The 23748-nt window shown below is 38.9% G+C and carries 22 protein-coding genes; 6 read left to right on the top strand and 16 right to left on the bottom strand.

The window, feature by feature from the left end; translation table 11 throughout:
• Nucleotides 1-427: 427 nt before the first annotated feature.
• The 6 genes from ZOBGAL_RS22805 to ZOBGAL_RS15550 all read right to left on the bottom strand — a co-directional run bounded on the left by ZOBGAL_RS22805 (nucleotide 428) and on the right by ZOBGAL_RS15550 (nucleotide 6111).
• The gene (locus ZOBGAL_RS22805) at nucleotides 428-2158 is read right to left on the bottom strand and encodes an erythromycin esterase family protein (RefSeq protein ID WP_013994622.1); all 1731 of its coding nucleotides are present in this window, start codon (nucleotides 2156-2158) and stop codon (nucleotides 428-430) included.
• Between the two features lie 424 nt (nucleotides 2159-2582).
• Complete coding sequence (locus tag ZOBGAL_RS15530; protein WP_013994623.1) at nucleotides 2583-3161, bottom strand: hypothetical protein; 579 nt, start codon at nucleotides 3159-3161, stop codon at nucleotides 2583-2585.
• Between the two features lie 251 nt (nucleotides 3162-3412).
• Entirely contained in the window at nucleotides 3413-3940 is a 528-nt protein-coding gene (locus ZOBGAL_RS15535) for a hypothetical protein (protein WP_013994624.1), read from the bottom strand.
• Between the two features lie 54 nt (nucleotides 3941-3994).
• Entirely contained in the window at nucleotides 3995-4657 is a 663-nt protein-coding gene (locus ZOBGAL_RS15540) for a DUF2625 domain-containing protein (protein WP_013994625.1), read from the bottom strand.
• A 36-nt stretch (nucleotides 4658-4693) separates the two neighbouring features.
• Nucleotides 4694-5311 carry a hypothetical protein gene (locus ZOBGAL_RS15545; protein ID WP_013994626.1) on the bottom strand — a complete coding sequence of 206 codons (618 nt, stop codon included), beginning with the start codon at nucleotides 5309-5311 and terminating at the stop codon, nucleotides 4694-4696.
• A gap of 218 nt (nucleotides 5312-5529) precedes the next feature.
• A complete protein-coding gene (locus ZOBGAL_RS15550; RefSeq protein WP_013994627.1) occupies nucleotides 5530-6111 on the bottom strand; it encodes a hypothetical protein in 582 nt (193 codons plus the stop codon).
• Nucleotides 6112-6511: 400 nt separating this feature from the next.
• On the opposite strand from ZOBGAL_RS15550, the gene ZOBGAL_RS15555 reads away from it, so the two are divergent.
• The 6 genes from ZOBGAL_RS15555 to ZOBGAL_RS15580 all read left to right on the top strand — a co-directional run bounded on the left by ZOBGAL_RS15555 (nucleotide 6512) and on the right by ZOBGAL_RS15580 (nucleotide 13121).
• Nucleotides 6512-8368: a tetratricopeptide repeat-containing sensor histidine kinase gene (locus ZOBGAL_RS15555; protein WP_013994628.1), complete on the top strand. Its 1857-nt coding sequence runs from the start codon at nucleotides 6512-6514 to the stop codon at nucleotides 8366-8368.
• Entirely contained in the window at nucleotides 8361-9098 is a 738-nt protein-coding gene (locus ZOBGAL_RS15560) for a LytR/AlgR family response regulator transcription factor (RefSeq protein ID WP_013994629.1), read from the top strand. The genes ZOBGAL_RS15555 and ZOBGAL_RS15560 overlap by 8 nt, the downstream gene beginning before the upstream one ends.
• Before the next feature lie 107 nt (nucleotides 9099-9205).
• Nucleotides 9206-9616 (top strand): hypothetical protein, encoded by a 411-nt coding sequence (locus tag ZOBGAL_RS15565; RefSeq protein ID WP_013994630.1) that lies wholly within the window; start codon nucleotides 9206-9208, stop codon nucleotides 9614-9616.
• Between the two features lie 57 nt (nucleotides 9617-9673).
• The gene (locus ZOBGAL_RS15570; protein ID WP_013994631.1) at nucleotides 9674-10327 is read left to right on the top strand and encodes a hypothetical protein; all 654 of its coding nucleotides are present in this window, start codon (nucleotides 9674-9676) and stop codon (nucleotides 10325-10327) included.
• 11 nt (nucleotides 10328-10338) lie between these two features.
• Nucleotides 10339-11619, top strand: a complete 1281-nt coding sequence (locus ZOBGAL_RS23715; protein WP_013994632.1) for a DUF6882 domain-containing protein — start codon at nucleotides 10339-10341, stop codon at nucleotides 11617-11619.
• Between the two features lie 11 nt (nucleotides 11620-11630).
• Nucleotides 11631-13121, top strand: a complete 1491-nt coding sequence (locus ZOBGAL_RS15580; RefSeq protein ID WP_013994633.1) for a M48 family metallopeptidase — start codon at nucleotides 11631-11633, stop codon at nucleotides 13119-13121.
• A gap of 368 nt (nucleotides 13122-13489) precedes the next feature.
• On the opposite strand, the gene ZOBGAL_RS15585 is transcribed toward ZOBGAL_RS15580, so the two are convergent.
• From ZOBGAL_RS15585 to ZOBGAL_RS15640, 10 genes are all read right to left on the bottom strand, one after another.
• Complete coding sequence (locus ZOBGAL_RS15585) at nucleotides 13490-16117, bottom strand: carboxypeptidase-like regulatory domain-containing protein (protein WP_013994635.1); 2628 nt, start codon at nucleotides 16115-16117, stop codon at nucleotides 13490-13492.
• Nucleotides 16118-16903, bottom strand: coding sequence for a GLPGLI family protein (locus ZOBGAL_RS15590; RefSeq protein WP_013994636.1), 786 nt, complete (start codon nucleotides 16901-16903; stop codon nucleotides 16118-16120).
• 619 nt (nucleotides 16904-17522) lie between these two features.
• The gene (locus ZOBGAL_RS15600; protein WP_013994638.1) at nucleotides 17523-17993 is read right to left on the bottom strand and encodes a hypothetical protein; all 471 of its coding nucleotides are present in this window, start codon (nucleotides 17991-17993) and stop codon (nucleotides 17523-17525) included.
• 93 nt (nucleotides 17994-18086) lie between these two features.
• On the bottom strand, nucleotides 18087-18494 hold the full coding sequence (locus tag ZOBGAL_RS15605; protein WP_013994639.1) for an SMI1/KNR4 family protein: 408 nt from the start codon (nucleotides 18492-18494) through the stop codon (nucleotides 18087-18089).
• Nucleotides 18495-18724: 230 nt separating this feature from the next.
• Nucleotides 18725-19492: a hypothetical protein gene (locus ZOBGAL_RS15610; RefSeq protein WP_013994640.1), complete on the bottom strand. Its 768-nt coding sequence runs from the start codon at nucleotides 19490-19492 to the stop codon at nucleotides 18725-18727.
• A gap of 71 nt (nucleotides 19493-19563) precedes the next feature.
• The gene (locus ZOBGAL_RS15615; protein ID WP_013994641.1) at nucleotides 19564-20343 is read right to left on the bottom strand and encodes a copper resistance protein NlpE N-terminal domain-containing protein; all 780 of its coding nucleotides are present in this window, start codon (nucleotides 20341-20343) and stop codon (nucleotides 19564-19566) included.
• 226 nt (nucleotides 20344-20569) lie between these two features.
• Nucleotides 20570-21202 (bottom strand): hypothetical protein, encoded by a 633-nt coding sequence (locus tag ZOBGAL_RS15620; protein ID WP_013994642.1) that lies wholly within the window; start codon nucleotides 21200-21202, stop codon nucleotides 20570-20572.
• 207 nt (nucleotides 21203-21409) lie between these two features.
• Nucleotides 21410-22393, bottom strand: coding sequence for a hypothetical protein (locus ZOBGAL_RS15630; RefSeq protein WP_013994644.1), 984 nt, complete (start codon nucleotides 22391-22393; stop codon nucleotides 21410-21412).
• Between the two features lie 92 nt (nucleotides 22394-22485).
• Nucleotides 22486-23145, bottom strand: coding sequence for a hypothetical protein (locus tag ZOBGAL_RS15635; protein ID WP_013994645.1), 660 nt, complete (start codon nucleotides 23143-23145; stop codon nucleotides 22486-22488).
• A 30-nt stretch (nucleotides 23146-23175) separates the two neighbouring features.
• On the bottom strand, nucleotides 23176-23433 hold the full coding sequence (locus ZOBGAL_RS15640; RefSeq protein ID WP_013994646.1) for an immunity 17 family protein: 258 nt from the start codon (nucleotides 23431-23433) through the stop codon (nucleotides 23176-23178).
• Between the last annotated feature and the right edge of the window lie 315 nt (nucleotides 23434-23748).

Below are 23748 nucleotides of genomic sequence, written 5' to 3' on the forward strand. Positions count from 1 at the left end.
CGTTTTTTACTCAAATGTATGCCAACAACGGAATATAGTTAATGGTGCTATCCTTTTTATAGCACCCGCAAATCTATATCCCTCTTTTTAACCCCTCTAATGTACCACCTTTACGCACATCGGCCTTACGGATTTACGTAAGGCTTTTAAGAAAGTTTTTAACAGGGGCTCCGTAGGGGGCGGTGAGCAGTAGATAGGTCGGTCTTTGCCCTAAAAACCTTTTGCCCTTCCCTGTAGGTCGCTTTAAAGACGAAACCGCCTTAAAAAGCGGTTGTAGGGGGCATTGTTTTCATAATTATGGGCTTGTGCAAGGCTTACTATTGTTACAACAAGTTGCGACGCATGGGAGTAAGCACGTTCTGATTTAAATGCGACTGAAAAAACTTGCTCAGAAGTCCATTCCGATTTCCTATTCTAAAGGTAAAAGTCAATCCAAAAGTTTTGAGCCCGATGAGTTATTAATATAGAGTATCAAATCATAATCTTCGCTTATATCTGTCTCGCAAAATTCACTTTTCATCTTCATAGATCCTACTTGCCTAAAGTCCATTTTTTCCAAAAGCCATTTGGCATGCATTGGTTTTTCTTCTTTAATTCTACGGAGATCAATAATAAATATCGGAACATCAATAGATCCGAAAAACTTTTCAAAAGTACCATTATAAGGTACCTGCGCCTGGTATGTGGTTAGTCCATTTTCCCCCATTGCAGTATAAGTACCTCTATTAAATGCAAAACCTACCGCCACATAATCATTCATTAAACTATCGGATAGATAATTTCCCATGCCGTGCATCGTTCTCTGTATATGAGCATTATGCGCCCATATTGCTATTTTCGAATCTTGATTTTGGGATTTTATCCACAATAGGTTTTCTGCCATAAATTTATCCCGTGAGAAAACAGTTTTATCCATATATTGCTCAATGACCCTAATATTTTGGTATAGCCATTCCGTCCTATCCTTGGTAAGACCTAATTTTCCAATTGCTTTCCTCACATGTTCTAATTTTCCCACGATAGTATCTTTATCGTCTTGGGAAACAGCTCCCATCCTTGAACCTTGATGTTTTGCTAAAGTTTTATACAATATCCGTTCAATGGCTGTCAAATTGTCCAATATAGTATTATCATCTTTAAATGCTTTTTCCAACTCCTCTACCGATAAATTATAATACTGTATATCAAATCCCGTGAATTGTATTTTTTGTTTGGAAGCGTTGTGCAACTTCATCCACTCCACCATATTCAATACTTCCTGAGTGTCCCAAGTCCAAAAATGCATACCTTTAATTAATTGTTTTGGGTTTCCTTTTCCCTCGATGATATAATCATTGAGCCTATATGCTTCAGGCATGTTCGCTTCCATAGAAAATATCTCGAAATCTTTTTTCTCAGCTAAGTATTTGACCAATCGATGCTTCATCTGGAATATTTCACTCGATCCATGGGTAACCTCACCAAGTGCTACAACCTGGGCATCTCCAATTAAAGAACCTATAATCTCAAGATCTTCATCTGATTTCGTATTAGGATCGTAGGTTGATAAGGGATGTACATAACTCTTTAACCATTCCAGTTCTTCACGGGTAGGTTCGGTTAAACGAGGTTGTAAATCCTTAAAAGGCATTCCGTCTATCAGAATTTCAAAATCATCATACCAAGCTACTCCGTTACCCACCAACAAGCCGCCAAAGGTAATTTCTGTGGCTTTCTCGTCAACACTCATCTTTAGTGAGACTTCCTGCCAGTTATTCGTGCCTCTTAACCCACTGTTCTCCATATTATCAAAACCCAAAACCCCTTCGTTGCCACCTACTTCCCACCAAAGACCGGCATATCCAGTATTTACTGAATCGGTTTTTATATGACCTTTAAACTCTATTGTTCTGCCTTTTGCAAAAGCGATAGGAAAACTTGCAGTAAAAACTCCTGACTGATTTTCCTTAGGATTATTACTTGTTAACTTTAAACTCCTGTTAGACTCATGTTTTTCGTTTTCATCCAATTTAAAAGTATAGCCAGAATTTGCAGTATACCACCATTTCTTAGGTGTTTCAGAGCCTCGCAATTCATATTCGAAGCCAAGGTTTAGAAATTCTTGGGAAAATGATTTGCCAGATAAACAAATAAGAATTATTAGAATTGTTGTTCTCATAATCTGATATTATTGGAGTTAAAACCTATCGGTTATTCAAACTCCTAATTTTTAACAATCTAGTTTTGAATTCAATTCACTTCTGATTTCATTGTTGGAGCTATTTGTTGTAACAGCGGAATATAGTTAATGATGCTATCCTTTTTATAGCACCCGCAAATCTATATCCCTCTTTTTAACCCCTCTAATGTACCACCTTTTCGCACATTGGCCTTACGGATTTACGTAAGGCTTTTAAGAAAGTTTTTAACAGGGGCTCCGTAGGGGGCGGTGAACAGTATATTGGTCGGTCTTTGCCTTAAAGACCTTTTGCCCTTCCTGTGGCTGCTTCAAAGACCAAACCGCCTTAAAAAGCGGTTATAGGGGGCATTGTTTTCATAATTATGGGCTTGTGCAAGGCTTACTTTTGTTGGCCACCGGCTTTTCAGCCTAGTGCATCCACAATAAATACCAATCCAAAAATCCAGCCGACATAAAGAGAAGTATATCCAAGCGCATATAATGCAGATATTCCCAAATCTCCTTTTGTGTCTGCGGATTTATTAAAAACGAATTTTAAAGCACGAAAGAACACCCAGTATAGCATCGCCAAGATTATGAAAATCGAAAGCCATAATACAGCTTCGAATAGCACTAAAAGTACTGCTAGAATTATTGTTATTCCAATCCATAAAAGTATTGATAGTAATAGTCCGCCGATTCCATCTCCGACAGATATATCAGGAGTAGGTGGCATATTTCCAGAATTAAATATTGGGGTCTTAGCCTTATAATTTTCAATTTTAGGAAAGTTATCTAAAAGACCAACGCCTTGATAAAGTCCATATGCCATAAACAAAAAAAGAGTGGTAGAAATTATTCCCAATGACAGATAAAAATTCTCAGTCAAAGTCCGATGATAATTTTCTCCTGTCAGATAAACCGTTAAAATAGTAACTCCAATTACGATTAGAGATACTTTAAAAACAGATTTTCCTTTTAAATATGTTTGTTTCGCTTTCAATATTATTTTTCAGCTTGTGACGAACAATAGAATACAGGTGTTGATGCTATGCTGCTTATATAAACTAAGGTAGTAAATCTCATATACCTTGATCTAAAAAAAAGTGGACTTCAGTGGTTTTAGGGCTTCCATAGAAGTACCTAATGCTTCTGTCAGGGCAAAAAAAAAGCCCGTAAAGAGGCTTTTTTTGGATCGTTCTGTGGCGGGCTACTGGCTTTTGCGCCGGTCGTCCCGAGTTGCTAGGTGTTCGTTTAAACCTTGTTCAAGGAATACACTGTTCGCCCGTATTTCGGGTGTATGCACGATACGGCTGTGTTCAGGCTCTGTATTTTCCCTTGCTTATCGTTCGTTAAGACATATACGTAAACATTGTCGGTCGAATGTTGTCTAATAAGAAGTTCTCCTTCTTCGATTTCCCCACTATTGAAACCGTCAACCAGACAGCATCCGCTAACAGATTGGCTTTCATACCTGATGTTACTAATATCGTCAAGTAGACCTTTTTCGTTGAGACTGGCTTCTATGGCTTCTAATTCCTGTTCGCCTTGTTCGTTCTGTATACACGCAAATACGCCATATTCACCAAATCCTTCGGAAGTTCCTTCGCTAGTGGGCGCATAGTATTTCAATAGTTTTTGGGGAACAACTTTGTGTTGACTGGAAGCGATATACCGTTTGTAAGAAGGGTCAATCAGTCCCAAAAGTCCTTTTCCGGCTCCTGTTACTTGCTTGAAAAACTTTTTGTCCAACATTTTTTTTGCGGTTTCTTGATGAATCATATGATCTGTTTTTAAAGTTTGGTGATGTTATATGTGTTTATAGGATGCAGACGCTTATAGTTCTTTTTTGAAACTGTGTTGAAGTTCCCAAACCTCGTGCATCGGAATAGGTTTTCGGCTTAAATCGTTTATGCTATCGTATTCGGTCCACAAAAAGGGAAAGAAGCCCATTCCCTTATCGGTTTCCAAGCTTTCGATTTCCTCCCTCCAATTCTTCCACCTTAAGCCTTTATAAAATTGCTCTAAATCTCCCCTTAGTGTCCACCATATAAAGTCGGAATAGCCCATGTCCATAGCTTCCCATTCAAGGCCATCAGGTGCGAAATAATACATTTGGCCAAGGTCTTGCCCGAATTCCCCACCGTTAAAGGCAAAGAAGCCTCCGATAACGTCATCGGCGACAAGAAAAAATGGGGCTTGTTCTCCGAATTCGGTTATGGATTTGCCTATGTTCCAATCCGATATGGTCCTGCTCGTTTTTCCATCCCCTGAACCGAGAATTCGGATCCATCCGCCGTCAATTACTATACCGCCCGTTTCATAAATAATCGCTCCCAATGGGGAACGCGTTGTAACTTGACTATGGTATAAAGCCAATTTGGCATTTTCTTCATCCTTCGGTAGGATCACGACTTTATTGGTGGCATCTTTCATCCACTCAGAAACCAATTCCCAACCTGGTTCGTCTTTATTTAGTAATTCGGCTAATGGTTTCATTTTTTGGTTTTAGTGCTGATATCCCAAGGGTTTTTGTTATTGCTTAAAGGTTTTGTTGGCATGGCTTATTTTTTCCAAACAGAATTTATTGATTTCTCTCGCATAATCGATTTCCGCCATTTTTACAGATTTATTTCCCTTTTTCTTCCCTTTTTTTGTAGTAAGCTTTTCTTTTAGGGTCAATATCAGGTTCCCTTTGCTATTCGTATAGAAAATGTTGGTTTCGCTTAAAAAATCGGACCAGTGGTGGGCAGAGTATTCCTTCCAACTATTGCATCTTAATAACCTGTGTGGGGTTCCTAGAAAATACCCGCCTTCTTTAGAAAAACCATACATTCCGAGCAAAACGAATACGAGTCCGGGTAACATAAAAATGGCCCCAAAAGTAAAAAAGCCATATAAGGGAGACAGGTCGTCTGGACTAACGGTCAAATTGTTGTGTCCGATATTTAGGTTTGTCGGTTGGCCCAATACTAATTCATATACCATTGAAGTGAATATACCCCCAACTACTACGATCCAAAATAAGCCTCCACGTATAACCCTCCATAGATCTCTTGTTGTTTTTTCCTTATCGGCTTTTACAAAAAAGCAAATACTTTCCCCATCCAATTGGGATTGCAGTTCTGAAGGGATGGGACGATTTTCTATCATTTCTTTAATTCATGCCGATAATTCGATACGTAACGATGCTCTCCCTAGTATAGGCGTAGCTTTTGGAAAAATAGGATAGTTTACGATTTGATTTATTAGGGTTTATTTTGCGTTTTCTACCTTGCTTACAACACTTGTACAAGTGAATTATTGTACGGAGGTCTCAATATTTGGGTGGAAACGGAGGCTTTTCAGCAAAGCTGTTCCTATACGCCGTTTTAGTTGAAATTACTTGCGGCCCATTTCATATAGGGGAGGGACTCGGTCATTATGTAGGAGTCAAATTCCTTCATGAACACTTTTGAATGGCTGTCTCCGTATTTCTTGGCAATAAGCCCCGCGTATTCCTCCCTAATTTCAAGTCGGGTGGCATCGATAAGGTCATTGTCTATATCTTGGGACTCGGCTTTACGCAACAAAAGGGCCGTAAATTTTTTTCCAAGCTTTTTTGCCGTTTGGGAAATTTCGGGAACAGCTTGCGATTCAAACATGGTGATGCGTTGAAAAGGAATACAGTTGTCCATTAAATGCACGATTGTTTTTTCTCCGATCACTTGGGCAGCTTGCATCTGGGAAATCAACGAATCTTTTTCATAAGCTAAAATCTGGTCGATAAATGCTGGACGATGGTTTTTGTACTCGGCCTTTAGGGAGGTAATCAAGCTATCGTGCAGCGTATCAGGGTCTTCTGAAAAATTTAGGCTAGATAGGGTCTCACAGACCGAATTCGCTATACTTCGGTCTACGGTTTGAGACATTAGACTTATGGGGAAGAACATAACCAGGATAATCCATCTCATTTTTATTCGTTTTATGGCCTTACAACGGTTTTGTGTATGAATAGTTGCATGGCGGAGCCATTAATTTAAAAAGGGGAGGCAGGGAAGTCCCCAATGAAATGCACAACTGACAATTGAAGCACTTTAAAGCCTTCATGTCGTAAACACTCTCCCTATACCCGTATTGATCCTGATGTTTCCGTTCCGGGAAGTACTTGGTACAAACAACCTTTTTGCTAAGGTTTCACCAGTAGGTACTTATAGGTGCTTAAAAGGTTTTTTGATTCTCCTACTGCATTGATTTTTGTAAAATACTGCTTCAAAGTTGCTCCGTAGACAAGAAAAACAAGGCAAATTCCCTTATTTAAACATTGCCGATTTCTTACTTTAGCCTATTCAAAGAACATTGCGTTTTGCTTACATGATTTTAAAGAACAAAAGCCTTTGGCGCTTAGGATTTGCCATTTCACTCTTGCTAGGGTTTACGGCCTGTAAGAAACAAGATGCCATTCGCCCCAGTATAGAGAAAAGGCTATCGGTGTTAGACAGTACAAGGCTGACACAACCTGAAAAATCGCTTTCCGAGCTAGATAGCCTATTACAAAACAGCAAGGACCTGAACGACAAGGAACAGGCCCTATTGTTATTCAATAAGGGAGAGGCCCTATACTTGAACGATAAATACTTGGAAGCCTTTAATACACAACAACAAAGTCATAAATTATTTGTTGAATTAAAGGATAGGTACAACGAGGCCCGTTCCCTGGTAACCCTAAGTGGGGCCGCCCTTCATATGGGAGATATAGAAACCTCGCAAAAATATGCCTTGCAAGCCTTGGAAATGGGGCGGTCAATCAAAGACAAGCGCATAGAGGGAAAAGCATACAACCAATTGTTCAAACTTCATTTTAGGTTAAAGGATTACCACGAGGCCTTATCCTATATACAATTGACCGACAGTCTATATTCCACAGAAGCGGACACCACATCGATAATTTCAATAAAAAACAATAAGGCGAGTGTTTATTTGAAATTAAAGGACTACAACAAAGCCCTGGCCAGTTACTCTGAAGCCATGGCCTTGAGCCAAAGGAAAAGAGATCCCAAAACCTTGGTCAGTGTGCTCAATAACATAGGCTATACTTATATGCAGGCGGAGGAATACGAGAGTGCCGAGAAGTTTTTAAGGGGAGCCGTTACCTTGAACAAAAACATAAAGGCGATAAATGCCGCTCCCTATAAAGGTTTGGGCAACCTATTTTTATTAAAGGCCCAAAACGACTCTGCAGAGGCCAACTTCAACAGGGCACTGGCTATTTACAGCTCTAAGAAGGATATGAAGGAGGAAATAGATGTAAGGGATAAGCTCATTGCCATATCCATTATGTCGGGAGATTATACCAAAGCGCTGAACCACCAAGCCGTTAGGGATAGTTTACAGCTCAACGTAAACAACCTGGAAAAGGACCGGCTTTTAAATTTTGCCAACGTCAATTATGAAGTCAAACGAAAAGAGACCGAAATCCAACACCAGAAGGAAATTAACCGAAGAAACACCTGGCTTTTGATCAGTACGGTCATCCTATTTATATTCTTGCTTATCATTGCGGCCTTTTCTATCTATAACACCAAATTGCGGGCTGCGAATAGGGCTTCCAAATTAGAACAGCGTTTACTGCGCGTACAAATGAACCCGCATTTTATTTTCAACACCCTTGCCGCCATTCAAAATATAATCTTGGATGGAAACCCCATAAAATCATCGAACCACATTGCCAAATTTTCGAAGTTGATCCGTCAAAATTTCGATTATGTACGAAAGGAATCGATTACGTTGGACAAGGAAATTGAGATGGTTACCAATTATATTGAAACCCAGCAACTGCGCTTTAACAATGCCTTTGCATATTCAATAGAAATTGAAGGTATAGACGATACCTCTAGCATAAAGCTGCCCCCAATGCTGTTACAGCCCTTTATTGAAAACGCCATCGAGTACGGTTTAAAAGGAAAAAAGGAAGGCGGGGAGCTTCTGCTCAAAATAGAGAAAAACGGAAACGAGCTGTCCTTTGTAATATCCGATAACGGCGTGGGAAGGTCGGCAAAGGCGAAAGACGAAAAAATAACGGAAGAGCTGCACGCAACAAGTGTATTTTTAGAGCGTTTAAAAATGAGGAAAAAGGGAGAGGAAAAAACCTTCGTTATCGAAGACCTATTCGATACGGACAACAACCCTGCAGGAACAAAAGTGTTTTTTAAATTGAAAATCAATGATTAAGGCCATTATAGTTGAGGATGAATTTAATGCCCTGAACACACTCGACAAACTTATTCGATATACCCAAAAAGACATTGAGGTCGTGGCTAAAATAGACAATGTTCAAGAAGCCATAGCCTTTTTGAAAAAGCAGACGCCAGACCTGGTTTTTCTCGATATAGAGCTTATTGACGGGAATGCCTTTCAAATTTTGGAAGCCTTGGACAGTATCGCCTTCAAAATTATCTTTATAACCGCCTACGACGAATTCGCCATAAAGGCGATCAAGTTCGATACCATAGATTATATATTGAAGCCTATAGATTCCGATGAACTATCCGCCTGTTTAGATCGGTTCAGGGTGGCCTATGAAAAAGACCGGGTGTATAAAAATGCCTTGGACAAGGTTGCTAAAATCAACGAAAGGGAAGTTCAGAAAACCTTGTTGATCAAAACTGCCGACGCCCAATATTTTCTTCAGATCAAAGATATTGTACGCTGCCAGTCCGATGGTGCTTACACCGTCTTTCATACCGTAGACAAAAAAATCATGAGTGCCCGTAACTTAAAGTATTACGAGAATATTTTAAGCGAACATACCTTTGTTAGGGTACATCAATCCCATTTGGTAAATATCAAGTATATAAAAACGATCAGTGGCAATAATTCCGTTTGGCTCACGAACGACGAGGAAATACCGGTGGCCACACGAAAAAAATCGTATTTAAAACAGGTTTTGGATAGCCTATAGGCGCAAATACAAAACGGAAAATAGCAAATGTAAAACGGTTTTAAAATCTCCATTTTCGCACCCTAGTTTTGAGGCAAATAAACAAATAACCCTTAAAACAAAAGATCATGGGATTAAAGGAAAACCGATTTACAAAAACATTTCAAGAAGAACAATTTCCCGAATTAAAGGCGCAGATCATAGCCGCAGCAGGTTTTGACGTAGCCTTGAATATTGAGTGGGAAACCTTATTCGAAAATCGCTTTTTACATCTTTATAACGATTCCTACCCCAAAATATACTTCATACCCCTTATTGAAGCTTTCAAAGCCATCACGACAGACGAGATGGGGAAGGAAGCCCTTGCCGAAAGTTTAAAGGAAATACGTATTACCAACACCAAGGATCATCACAACCCTAAAAATGCCTATTCGTTTGTCGATGGGGTCTTAACGGTCGACCACAGCCCGATAATCAACGCTGACCAGGTAGAAAATAGAATAGAAGTGTTGACCGATCTATTGGAAAGCAATCTTTAACCCTTTCTTGTTAGAGTATCCTAATGTATTGACTAATCATTCACAACACTTCTTATTATGACAAATACACCCTACTACAACGCCTTTGTGGCGCAAACGCCCGAGCAGGTTTTGCAAAGCGCTTATAAAAATGAAACCCCTGTTTTAATAAGTGTTTCCCTTTCCAACGGTAGCTACATAGAGGGCATTGTGCTGGACATTAAGGAAGAGAATTATCAAAAATCGGTCTGCATGCTATCGTCCGAAGAACAGGTATGGTTTTTCAATGTGCAGCACTTGGTGTCCATCACGGTAAGACAGCCTAAGAAAATGGCCGTGGCCCTGTCTAAAGGAGCTATCAGTAGGCCGCTCAACCAAGAAAAGGAAACGCTTACCGTATTGCAGCTGAAACGCTGGTTGAATGCGGAAAAGACACAATTGGGAAGTCAGATCAAGGAATTCAACATAGACCAGCTTCCTTTGGATGCAGCAAACAACCGGTTAAATATTAAAGACGTTTTCAGCGCCCTACAAAAGGCCGTGTCGCAAATCACCAAGGACGACCTGGGTCAAGACGCTTGGCAGGCCATCGATACCATTGTTTTGCAACAGGCAGATGCATTGAATATCGCTATTCAAGGGACGACACTGACCATTTCATTGGGGATCGACAGGGCCTTGCCCAAAGAACTATCCAAAATTTTAGAAGAGAAATTATTACAACAACTATAAAAAACAGAGATATGGGACTTAAGGAAAAAAGAATCATCAAAGCTTTTCAAACCGAACAATATCCTGCCTTGGAAGCGGAAATAAACGAGGTGGCAGGTTACGCAGTGCCTATGGATATCAAGTGGGACACCTTAATGGAAAACCGCTTTTCGCACATCTACCACCACACCTTCCCCAAAATATATTTTCAGCCCTTGATCGAAGCGTTCAAAGCCATTTGTGTCGATGAAATGGGGACCGAGCTTTTACGGGCGGGATTAAAAAATGTCGTCATCGTAAATGAAAACAACGAGCATAGCTTAGGGAAGGCCATTACCTTCGAAGACGGCGTGCTGAAAATTAACCACAGTCCGGTTATCAATGCCGATAATATCGAAGACAAGGCGAACCGTATTATCGAGTTGTTGGAGAACAAATTGGAGGAATTTGCCGAAACCACTACGGATAAGGCTCCTGCAGCGGAAGAACCGGCACCCCAGGCCCCTGTTGCGGCAACTCCTACAACTCAGGCAACTGCACCCGAAGCCCCCGTTACGGCAACCCCTGCTGCCGAAGCCCCTGCAAGTGCCGAGGCAACCGAAGCATCGCAAAACCAACAGGAACAAGCAAACCCACTTCCCCAAGTTTCCATGGCGGAACTGTACGACCGATCTTTCGCATTGGCCTGTGAAAAGCAGGAGATTTTTGCCAGGATCGTAGAAGGCTTGAACTGGAGCTGCGACATGCTTGAAGGTAAACTGACCTATGGTGATGACAAGGTTTTTGACATTCAGGTTATCGGAACCTATTCAGAGAACGAAAAAAGCTGGTTATGGGCCTGGGCCAACAACCAAAGCGGTATTCCCGAGACCTTCCTTCAAACATCCTTGGCAATGAGGAACTTGGGAACAAGCCATCAATTACAGGACCTGACATCCCCGAAACTGCAAACGGCAACCGATCCCGGCGCGTATTATTCCGTTATAGCCTTGGGTGTTTTTGGAGACACTTGTTATGTGCCCTTAACCTTTAAAGGATTAAAAGTGTACGTCACCGTACGATCCAAGGAAGTGGACGGCATGGCAAGAAATGAACCAGCATTGATTTGTTCCCATTTCACCAACCTGACGGCAAGCTACCAGTTTCCCCATAAGTACTGCCTACAGTATTACCTGATGGCGAAAGGGTATCAAGTAGAAAATTGCGGCAATAACATTTTGGCCAAAAAGGGTAAGGATCAGATTTTAGGAATTTTTGACCTAAAAGGAAAACTAATGAAAATTTCAAATTCGAAAACAGCGGTTCAAGCTTAAAAACAAAAATTATGTCATATACATCAACCACATTGGCCGATTTACAAAAAGAACATGAAGATGCCCTTAATGCGGCCCAGGAAGAGATGATGGCCAATTTAAACGCGGCACAGGCATCGGGCGATTTTCAAAAAATACAGGAAGTAAGTGTTTCTTTTCAAAATACGGCCACAAAATTGGCCGATGATTATACCAAACGTATCGAAGAGATCAACGCCTTAAACGAAAAGGTGGAAGCGGAAAAAGTACCGGATATTTATAGCGACAAAAGGGCCAATATAGACTTGAACCATTTGGTCTATGATGGCGATAGGGATTATGTCGTCGAGTTTCAGAAAAACGAACTCATACAAGACATTTTGGAAAGGATCAGTGCCACCAATGGTAGGTTCAAATCAAGAAAACACTTATTGAAATCGAGCTTAAGGTTGACCAAGACCTTGGCCCCAATGCTCCATGAGATCGGGGAGCATTGCAAACAAGTGCTAAAACTGAAAGCCGAAATTGAATTTTTCGTCTACCAAAGCGATATATTCAATGCCTCTTGCTACCCTCCTGACGATAACCGATTGTATATTATTTTGTCTTCAGGACTTTTAGAGCGTTTTTCAAAGGAAGAATTGACCTTTGTGGTCGGTCACGAAATCGGCCATGTACTCTTTGAACATTTTGATTATCCTGTGCGCCAAATTTTAGATGTTGGCGAGAATGATCTAGCACCGATACATGCCATGAAATTGTACGCCTGGCATAGAAATGCCGAAATAAGCGCGGATAGGGTCGGATTGCTTTGCTGCCAAGATTTTGAAACCGCCGGTCGTACCTTCTTTAAGCTATCCTCAGGGGTGACTACCGATTCATTGGACTTTCAACTAAACGCTTATATAGAGCAATTTGTAGATTTGGAAGAAGCCTTGAACGATGCCAACCACGACCCTTCGGACTGGTACAGCAGCCACCCTTTCAGCCCTCTGCGGATCAAGGCCTTGGAACTTTTTAATAAGAGTGAAACCTATGCTTCCTTTAACGACAAGGTTAGGGGAGAGACCAGCAAAGAGGGCATGGAGCTTGAAATTAAACGTATTATGTCGTTAATGGAGCCCGAGAGCTTAGAGGAAAATAATGAGTGTTCAGAGAAAATTCAGCGTTTTATGTTCTTAGGGGGCTATTTAATATCGAATGCCGATGGTGTTGTCGACGACTCCGAGATCCAGGCATTGAGCAGTATTGTACTGCCTAACGTCTTTGCCAATTGTATGATGACGATCAAAGGGCTTACCCAAGACGAGATGATTGAGGAAGTACAACAGCTATCGAACGATTTGGACCTGGTACTCTCGGTGATGCAAAAGTTGAACATTCTTAGGGACCTATCCATTATATCGTACGCCGACGGACAGATAGACGACAGCGAAGTACATGTGCTATACAATCTGGCAAGGCTCTTACGTATCAATACCGATTTTATAGACCGTGTAATTAGCGATGCCCAAGGCGTCTAAGCCTTATACGTTTCTTACGGGCGATTATAAAAAGGGACGCACGATAGTGCGTCCTTTTTTTGTTTTTTATAGGAGCTTTGTTGGGCCATAAGTTGATAGGTTTCCTTTAATTGCTCGAAATGCCTCTGTTCGTGGGTGACAATAATATCAAATGCCGTCTCTAATCTACAGACTATGTTTTTATTTGCGGGGGATGAGATGATGCATCCCTTTTCGATCAAATCTTTAGCGCCCTCGATGAGAAAAGCTCAAAGAATCAAATTTTTGAATCTAAGGGCCTAGAATAGTATTGTCTCAGATCAAGGAAGGATTTGTTTGTTTTTTACCTCAGTTCGTTGTTGGCAGTAGTATTTTATTCAGTTCGTTTGTCAAAATCTGTATTTTATGTTTAAAAGTATGTAGCTTGGAATTACTCTAAAATTTGTTTCGTTTCGTTGGAATTCAGATATAAAAATATCTTTAAATTCTGTAATGTTGGATAAGTTGTTAGCTGATAATCTATAAGAAAAATGGCTTTTTTCGGGATTGTAATTCAGATTGGCATTTATAAACCAATAGTCATTTTCGTTTATCGAATAATAATTGTTTTCAATTTTAAATAGCCATTGGTCAGATAATTTTAAGGTTGCACCTAAATTACTTTCCAAATACTCATTTGTTGAGATTTGATTGTCAAATTCCCCTTTTGAATAGTTGTACTGAAAGCCAAATTTAAAGTTTACTGGCAGTTTAAAATAAGTTGTTCCTTGTATTCTATAATTGGCATTATAATTTATGACTTCGTTAATATTGTTGTTTATGATTATTGGATTATTTGACCATGACTGTTGAGTACTGACTTTTAATGTGCTAGAAAATGCTTTTAAGTATCTTGTAATGCTTAAATTATAATTGGTCAATTTTCCTCCATCAATGATTTGGTATTCGTTAAAGTTTGTCTGTTCCGTAATCTGGCTGTTTAAACCATAACTTTTGTCCGCAAAGCTATGTAACAGAAAAGAGTTGATTAAAAACTGCTTTTTATAATTGTTAAAGGTGTAGAAAAAACCAAAACTATGATTGTTAATTTGTTGTATGTCGTTCGTTCCTCTATTAAATGTTCTATAATTGGTTAATATAAAATCCTCTGTTAAATATCGAGCTTGTGGCAAATTGTTTTGGTAGCTATAACTTATCCCAAAATTACCAATCTTGGTTTTTTTAGTATGAAACCTGATTTTTGGATTAATAAAAAAGAAATCCTTTTTGGTGTTATTGACATCTAAATAGTTTTGAGAAACACTTAACGAGCTACTAATTTTAAACAGCTTTGAAATATCGTAGTTGTATTTACCTAAAATTGAAATTCTAGTATTTTTATAATCGGTATTGTTTGAAATCGTATCGACTGGTGTTTGGTTATCAAACCTAAAACTGTTCTCAATCCGATCCCTATCAACAGTAGCTGAAAATTCCAATCCATATTCTGACTTTTTTCCTTTTGTAACTATTTCAGAAATCAGACCATAATAGCTTAAAGGCGTGTTGCTGTTTTGGGTTATGGTTAAATCCTCATCATTGTTGAAAATATCGCTGAAAATGTTGGGCTGAATTGTATAATCCTGTTTTGTATTGTTTATACCTAAATAACCATAAGCCAATAAAAGCGTATTGTTAGTGATTTTTTTTGTATTACTTAGATGATTGAAGAAATTATATTTTTTATCATCTTGAAATTGCAAAATATTATCGTTGTTAAAAATTAGGTTTCCTTTTGTTTCAGTTGGGTTGTTTTCAAATGTAAAGTCGTAGGTAAAATAGGTCTCGTTTTCAGAATAGTGTTTAAGCTCCAATTCTGTTGCAAACGATAAATCTTTAATATTAACCCTGTTTTGTTCATTAAAAGAAATAACCTCTGGCTCGATAAAATATTCTGTAATGTTATCGTTTTGCTTTTCTATCTCATCATAAGTAAAGTAAGTTAGACTTCTTATTTTGGTTTGTTTTGATAAGTTGGTAACAAAACTCAAAGAGTTTAAAAACGAGTTATTAAAAATATCTTCGTTGTTTGAAAAGTTTGTTGATGACAGATTATCTATATTGACAAAAGTATTATTTGTTTTTTCAATCTTTTTACTGGTGTCAAAACCACTAATATTTAACTTTCCGGTATTTTTAACTTGCGAAATAGCTGTTCTTCCTATACTGTTTACATTTGTCAGGTTGAAAAACTTTATTTTCTTTTTTAGAAGTCCAATGTTAGCTGTTGAATTGTAACGGTCATAAGTTCCGTAGCCTAAATCAAAATTACCAAACCATACATTTTTTTTATCCTCTTTTAATTTTAGATTCAAGGCCACTTTCTCAGATTCTTGAAAGTTTTTCAATACAGGATTATCTTCAAAATTGTTTAACACTTCAACTTCTTCAATATTGTTGGCGTCTAAGTTTTTGGTCAACAATTTATATTTATCGTCAAAAAGGTCATCACCTTCAATTAGCAATTTGTCTATAGCTTTCCCATTCACTTTAATATTTCCATCAGATAACACTTCTATTCCGGGAATATTTTTGAGTAAATCTTCAACTACAGTTTCTGAACCCTCTTTAAAAGCTGAAACTTTATATGTTATTGTATCTTGCTTTACTTTTATTTTTTCCCGAGCCTCCAAAACAACTTCGTTTAATTGTTCTGCTTTTTCTTCTAAAATAAAGTCAAGATTGTATTCGGTTTTGTTTTCAATGCTTATTATTCTTTCTTTCTCTTGAAATCCTAAACTATTTGCAACTATCTTTAATTTATTAGACTCTCTACCTTTCAAGTTAAATTTTGTTTGATACCGACCATTTGTGTTAGAATAGGTATAAGCAATTATTTCGTTTTCTTGATAAACTAGAATTGTCGCATTTTGGACTGGTTCATTTTGAATTGAGTATAAAACACCAGAGACTTTATATTCTTGTGAGATAGAGAAATAGGTATTTATAAAGAAAAATATTAATTGAAGTTTTTTCATTTATTCGTCAAATGCCTCTATAAAAAAGTTTTTCATAGGTATTTCATTTTCAGTTGTATCAACGGCATCATAAGTTTCTGCTATCATTCTACCATTTTGAATATTTTTTTCGTGAAGATTTTTTAATAATTTTTTATACTCATCTAAGGTTATCCAATCAGTACTATCACTTTTGGGATTTGGTTTGGTGATTTTTATTTTGTTATCTAAAGGATACTTTATGGATTTAAAATAGAAATATACCTCTTTGTTTGTGTCATAAGCTTCAAGGATTAATCCAGGCAAACCTTGTAATTTCCATGGGCCATATGATAAAGGAATTGATTTTGTAAACCAAGCAGTATATTCTCTTCCTCTAAATATACCGATCGCTTTAACACATTCAAAAGTTCCAATTTTCTTTTTCTCTTTTAAGATTTTCCAATCTATTTTTGGTATATTTTCTTTAACATAGCTATACCCTTTGTTCCTTGTTAACATTTGATTGTTTAGTTCTATATAAACCTGATAACCCTCTTTAGAAGTTCTCATTGGTTTAACAAACACATTATCACTGTCTTTTTTTATAACCACGGATTTGTTGACAAAGCCACCTTCTAAAGAATCTTTAGCATACATATAACTTGAATGGTTATTGTTAAAGATTAGGACTGCATTGTAATCTACTCCAATAGGTGCGCCTAACCCCATACTTTGTTTGTGACCGTATTGCACTAAACCCATTTTGTCCTGCGAATAAAGGTTTATACATAGTAGCAAAGTAAATATTATTGTAAGTTTTTTCATTTTGTTTTTTGTTGAAAAAGCGGTTCTATGACTTCATAAAATATTTAACAAGATTCTTGGAATTGTTCGACTAAAGCTTCGATGTGTTCGTAGCATATTTTTCCACTCCAAGAATAACCTCCACCACCTCCGCAGTCAACTTCGATGGTTAAATTTGACACTACACCTTCATCGCAAGTACTTCTTGCTGGTGTTACCACAGTAATAGAGCCATTTTCAATAGGATATACCTTTACCTCCATAGGTAATATAAATTCTGTATTTTCTTCTACAGAAATTGGCTCGACTTTTTCATTTGTTGTAAAAGCAAAGCTTACAAATGAGCATAGTAAAATAAAAAGTACTTTTTTGATAATGTTCGATTTTAAAAGTTTAAAAAATGTTTATCAATAGAACCGCTTTAGGTTAATATTCAGTTTCTTCGTCTGTCGATATTACTGCCAACAACAGAATATGATCATTGATGCTATCCTACTTAATAAGTACTAAGATATTAAATTGTATATATGGAAGGGATTTTTCTTACAAAAAAATGTAAGATAGAAAGTCGTTGGGTTCTCGAAAAAGGCAAGGGGAAAGATGGGGGTGACCTTTACCTGGGGTCTTTATGGGGGGCGACTTATATTTTTTCGTCTTGTAACGGTTGTAATACTCTTTCTTTCCATCGAATTGCAATCTTGCCCTTGTCTTCGAATGGTGTATTTCCTCTGCTTAGTTCAATAAAGATATGATCACTGCTTAACCGGTCTACATGGTCAATTCGTTTTTGCTTTTTTAGGATGTCGATGGCCATCGATTTAAAGTTTGAATCTAGGATCGATACCGTTGCCGCCAATTGTGGACTTACCCAAGACCGTTGTTCGTTTAATTTATGGCATAGTTCCTTTTTTAGGTTTGGGAGGTCTTCGCGGTGTAATTTCAAAATAGAGATGCAAAAGATCAGTTGAGGTCTCCAATCGTCTTGCTTGATCAGAAGTTCCAAATCTTTGATGATCGTCTGCCTTTCATGGTCTTGGAATATATGCTCGATCCGGTTTAGACTAATTTCAAGGTTGCAATCTTTGTTCGACCTATCATTTCTTAAAGCCATTAAAGGCAGGTGATGCGGGTGCTCGCCGTCTCAAAAATCCGTGAATATGCCCAATTGATTTTCTTCTGTTGCCATTTACAAGTTCTTGCGTTTTTATTCTTTTTCATTGGTGGCCAATGCTCTCAAAAAATCTATAAAGTCCGAATAGACACCTTCCAATGATTCAAATTCACCAGTATGTTCAATATATCCAAATTGCCAATTATCTTGGGTGTCATATGCATAACAGCATCCGGCAAAATCATCTCCAACGATTAATTTTCCGGCCAATTCTTTCGCTGTTAGGGGATCATAGATTTCTTCGGGTTCCATTAACACATGTATGGCATAGTGGCTTGGGCCAATTCCGCCATAACCTAGCTGATTGTATAAGGTCTTTAAGTTTTTAGGAAGCTCTGAATATTTTGATTCAATCTCTTTGATCCATTCTTGATTTACCTCCTTAAACCAAGAGTCCGGATAAGTGGATTTAATTAAGTCGATCACTTCATTTACTTTCATATGCCTTTTGATGTTGGTTAAGGGCCATACCCATGGTACACCATACACAACGCTAGTATAGCATCATTGATACGATACAACTTATAACGACTAAGATAGTAAATCACATGTGTTTATGAAGGTGTAGGCTTACGGAAAAAGCAAGATAGATTGCTACGGGTGTTTTAAAAAGGGCAGGGAAGGAGTTGTTTGTTTCCTGTCCTGTTTCTTTGTGATGGGGCCTTGTCCTGCTATTCCAATTGCTCGGTATATTTTAGGAAAAGTAAATTATGCTTGTGGTTTATTATTTTTTCGATTTCTGCTTCAGGACAATGATACAGTTCGGATAAATCGGCTAGCAGGCCTCGGTATTCTTTTTCTTGAAGTTTTTCGTTTTTGATAAAGCCAAGCAATGAGGCTCCAATCCCGAATAATTCGTATCCGTATTTGTCGTAAAGTCTTTTGGCCAAAACATAGTTTTCAAAGGGATTTAGGTCACAACTGAAATATCCGTTGGGAAAGGCACAAATGGCTTCATAGGATTTTTCTACAGGAACTATTTTTGCGATTACATATTCATCGATCCACGCATACGGATCGGTATTTGCATCGACCAGGCGTTCCAGCTCTTCGTCATCTAGACTTAAGCCTTTTTGAAGTACGGAAGAATATGCTACTCCTTTTACGAGCTTGTCAAAATTGTTTTTTCTTATAAAGAATTCAGATGGGGTCGATAAGTAGCCGATGTGCTCCCCGTCTTCAAAGGCTACCGGGTCGACCATCGATAAATCGTAGTTTTCCGTTTCATCTAAATTATGGGTCATCGTCGAATGGCCACAGGTGTATTCGGCCTGTCCCAAGTCATCAAGCGTAAGCAACACTGAACTCCCCTTGTTTTGCCCTAAAAGTTGCCTGTAGGTATCCATTAGTTCTTCAATGCTTGTATAGGCACTAATGAGAAAGCTCTTGCAAATTATGCCATTGCTGCTTTGTCCTTCTTTAAGGGGTTCAATTTTCATGGTAGTTTATTTAATACGCTAGAACGTTGAGGTATGGGAAAAGTTGCCGTTGTATATGGAAAACGGGACTTTTATTCCACTAATTTAAGGCTTACCAAGGGCGCCATACGCGCTTTGTTGATCGTCATTGTTCCGTCTCCGACGGCAATGTTGTCGGCCATGTCAAGGGCTTTGTTGAATTCGGCCTCTAGAGGGTCTGGGCAGGCCATCATGGTAGAAATACCTTGGCCGATGGTAATCTTGAACTGATCGGTGATCCTGTAACTTTTAGATAGTACGTTGCAATTCATCTTTGCCTCAAGGCGTCTTTCTTTCGAATGGAAAATAAGGTAGTGCGTTTCCGGAGTACCGTTTACCGGCTTTCCGTTGAGTTCGACTACTTGCCATCGTTGATCCTCAATTTGCGGATTTCCCATTTTCGAAAGTACATAATGTGCCGCTAATGGGCTGGTGATCTCATTTCCGTCCATGTCCAATTGGCGAACACGGTTTTCTTCGACCTTAAAAGTGGCCGGACTGCTATAGTCTTCCATGCCTTCTAATTTGATATGGTTTCCTTGCCATGTGAATTTCCCTTTTAGGGTATCGGACGCGGCAGTGCCCTTCTTTTTCCAGACTCGGGTCAGAACATAGGTAAGGTCGTCTTTGAGGCTTAATTCGGTCGCTATGCCCTCACAATCGGCACAGGGCAGTAGGCCATAGTAATGCCCCTGCCAATCTAATGCGACTTCAGGGGTGTGATGGTCCTCAAAATCCTTGCTTGGGCTTTTCTTGTTTTTTGCCCCACAGGAAGAAAGTACGATAACTACGGTAGCTAGGGCGAGGGCGGACGTTAATGATGACGTTTTCATCTGTATATATAATGGTTTATGTGTTTATAGTGTTAGGGCGCTTAGATAGGGCCATAGGGTAGTGCTAAAATTCAGCTGGCATTTGGTAGTGCCCATTAGTAGATTGATGCTTCAAAGGTAAAGACATTCTTTTAAACGTGTAAAGTTTGGCGGTATATTCATATGAAGGGAGAACTGTGTAATGGATGCCTAGGTTCTACGAAGGTAAACACCGTATTATCGAAGCCTAGGGTTTTCGTCTTTTTGCTTTTTCCCTGGCAATTCTGTCATAGCTGGAATAATACAGATCGCTTACATCGGGGAAGTAATCGGATATTACTAGGTCGATCTCTTTTTGTGGGCAGCTATCGGCCGTTCCGCAGGGTAAACTGTCTTTGTGCAATCTTGTCCTGAATTTGAATTGACGCTTGAGGAAGGTATAGCTGATGTATAGGTCTACATACGAATCGGATACCGGACTCGATTTCTCAACCAAGCCCTTGACTTTAGTTCCATTTTCTAAAAGGGTTTTTAAGCTGATAGGCATTTGGGTTATTTTAATTTTGGAATTGTAGGGGTCCGTAAGGTCGTATTCCACGGGGTAGAACTGGTTTTTGACCGCTTTGCCCTGTCGGAAGTATTTGGGCCATCCGGCGTCGTCGGGGTCACTTGTGTCGTAATGCTTGCCGTCGACATAGAACTCATAGGAAATATATCCGTTTTTAATGGAATAGTTGACGTCGGTTACCCTTCCTATGGTTATTTTTCTGTTGGAATTCAAGGATGCTTCTTTTCTCCAGGTATAAAATGATAGTAGGGCTATAAGCGTGAAGAAAAGCGAAATAATGATGGCCTTTTGGTTCTTTTTTAGTTGCTCCAAGAGTAGATCTATTTGTTTTTACCAGGGCTGGGCCAAGGCTTGTGTGGTGTAACTGTTTTTCCTTTTTGAATTACCGAACGAAAGTATAGGGATTCCTTCATAAAAAATGGAAACCGCAAGGGTAAATATAAAAGACCGGGAAGCCTTTTGGGGCATGCCCAGGCCAACGGGTCTTTTGATATGGTCCCTACCGCAACCTTCATTTTTCTAGGGGGTAATCAGCTTAGTGGATATATGGTCTAACATTATCCTTTTTTCGGTGGGCATACAAATTATATTTATGAGCCTGTCTCCCTTTGTGGTTTTGACATAAAGTGTAACCCTCATATTCCCTTCGTTTCTGTAGTTTTTTTTCTTCCATAATACGCTTGTCCTTTCGCGGTATAACGATTCTACAATAGTAAAGGTATCGAACTCTTTTTCTAATTTGACATGGTTTTCCTGTAGATACCTCGGTAGTTTCCCAAGACTTTCTTCGGAAGTGTTCAATAGCCCGAATTCATCCTTTTGAGGGTATTCCAGTTGTAAGTCCTCTAGGTTTTTATTTTTGATCAGGGTATATATTTTTTCACCGTAGGCGATAAAATCTTCAGGGATGGTATTGACAAAATAGGGGGGTCTTTTAGAGATTTCCTGTACGGGATACCTTTTGACTTCTAGTTTATTTTTAGAGACCCAATGGGTGTCGGTCTTGTGCAATTCATAGTGGAATGGAGTAAAAGTCAAGATCACAGAGTCTTTTAAAAAGCTAAAATCGACACTTTTGGCATACTCTACCCGCTTATGGGTTTTATCAAGTCTGTTTACATACACAAAACGGTTGTGGTATTGCCTATCTCGGCTTAGGCCGTATTTGCTTATGGTATCCTTAAGGTTGTTGTAATTCTCGACTAGTCCTTTTTCATGGTCATCTACATAAAGGATGAATTTTTCTTGGACCTCATTAAGGTTCCCCAATGTTTTTAGGCGATTGGCTTTTTTTAGTTCCTGGGAATCAAATTGCCTTCTAAACTTTTTGAAATCATTGTTTTTGACAGCGGTAAAAATACTATCGATGTAAGTTGAGGGCGTTACAAAGGTTTCTTGGCTAGTCTCGTTTCCGGAGCTGTATAGAACAAGGGAAAGAAAGAGCAGTGTTATATAGGTGTATTTCATAGTTCCATAATTGATGGTGGCGCTCGCGCTGAGCATAGGTTAAAGCTATTCCGTCAGTGTGCTGTTTCGTTTTTTCTGTTCAGATCCATATCCGTATTGCCCTAGGTTTTCCGAGCCTTCGTACTTGTTCATTCGGTTTTTATTTTACTATGGATCAGGCCTTTCCAGAAAAGGGGGATGTTCGGTTCTAAGGTGTTTTTGAAATGAAAATCGAATGCAGCTTTTAAAGTGCCTTCTTCAAATCGTTTTCGGTCAACTGTAATGCTTCCGTTTGTAAGGGGGAAGATATTCTGACCTAAACCCCTGATACTATTAAAATCGACCCAAACCAAGCACGAATCGTTTTGTATTTCTATAATGAGACTGCTATTCGTTGAAACGTTATTTGCCGATTTCCCTTTGACAATTCCGTTTTCGGTTTTATGGAATTCAATAAAATCGGTTCCGGAGTATTCATACATCTTGTTTTGCGATCGTAAAGAGTGAAATACATGGGTGGTATCGATAAGGGCATAGAAGGCTTGCAAGGAATCTTTATAGATTTTTCCGGACGCATCTTTCATTCGGTCGGTTTCTAAGGGGCAATTTCCATCGCAGCTTAATTGTCCATGGGCGTTGCGATAAACATATTCAGGATAACTCCATTTGTCTTTGAAGGAAAAGTCGCCTTTTAAATTTTCTGTCCACTCGATCTTTAGCTTCCGATGGGTGTTCGTATTCTTTAAGGTTGTTTTGCACGAAAGTCCGGTTAGGACCAAAATAAATAAGATTACGAGCTTTATTTTCATAGGTTTAGGGGATAGGTGCGATTTATATAGTTACTCTATGGCCCATAAGAATCCGAATATGCCGGCGATAGCCCCTAGTATAAAAAGCAAGCCTCTACCAAATCTAAAAGCATTATGTCCAAAAGTTTCATAGTTTAATTTTTGGGTACTGTTAGCGGGATTGGTCGCCCAATCTTTGTTCATGAAACTCCCGATTCCGTAAATGAGAAAAACAACGGTGAACAGTAAATACGAGTATTCCGGGTTTTGCTCAAAAAAGATTTTTATCTGACTAAATATTTCGTCCATTTTCTTGGTATGACGCACAAGGTTTGAGCCAAGCGTAGTATGAAGCTACGCCGTTCGAAAACAGCAGTAGGGGAGTTGAAGCACAGGCCGGTTCCCGTTTGCACACGAAGCTAAAGCTTATGGTTTGGTTTTATTTGTTGTTCAAAGCTAAACCCAAAAGATTCAGCGACATTGCAATTATACACAGACCTTATCGGTTTCGGTCTAAAGTCCGTATTAGGCTTGGGTTTTGTTGTTAAACGTGTTTTCCGCCATTCTATTTTAACGGACCTACAAGAATGGGAAGTTGGGTGCAGCTCCACTTGCATAATCAAT

The sequence above is a fragment of the Zobellia galactanivorans genome, assembly GCF_000973105.1.
Taxonomy (GTDB): Bacteria; Bacteroidota; Bacteroidia; order Flavobacteriales; family Flavobacteriaceae; genus Zobellia; species Zobellia galactanivorans.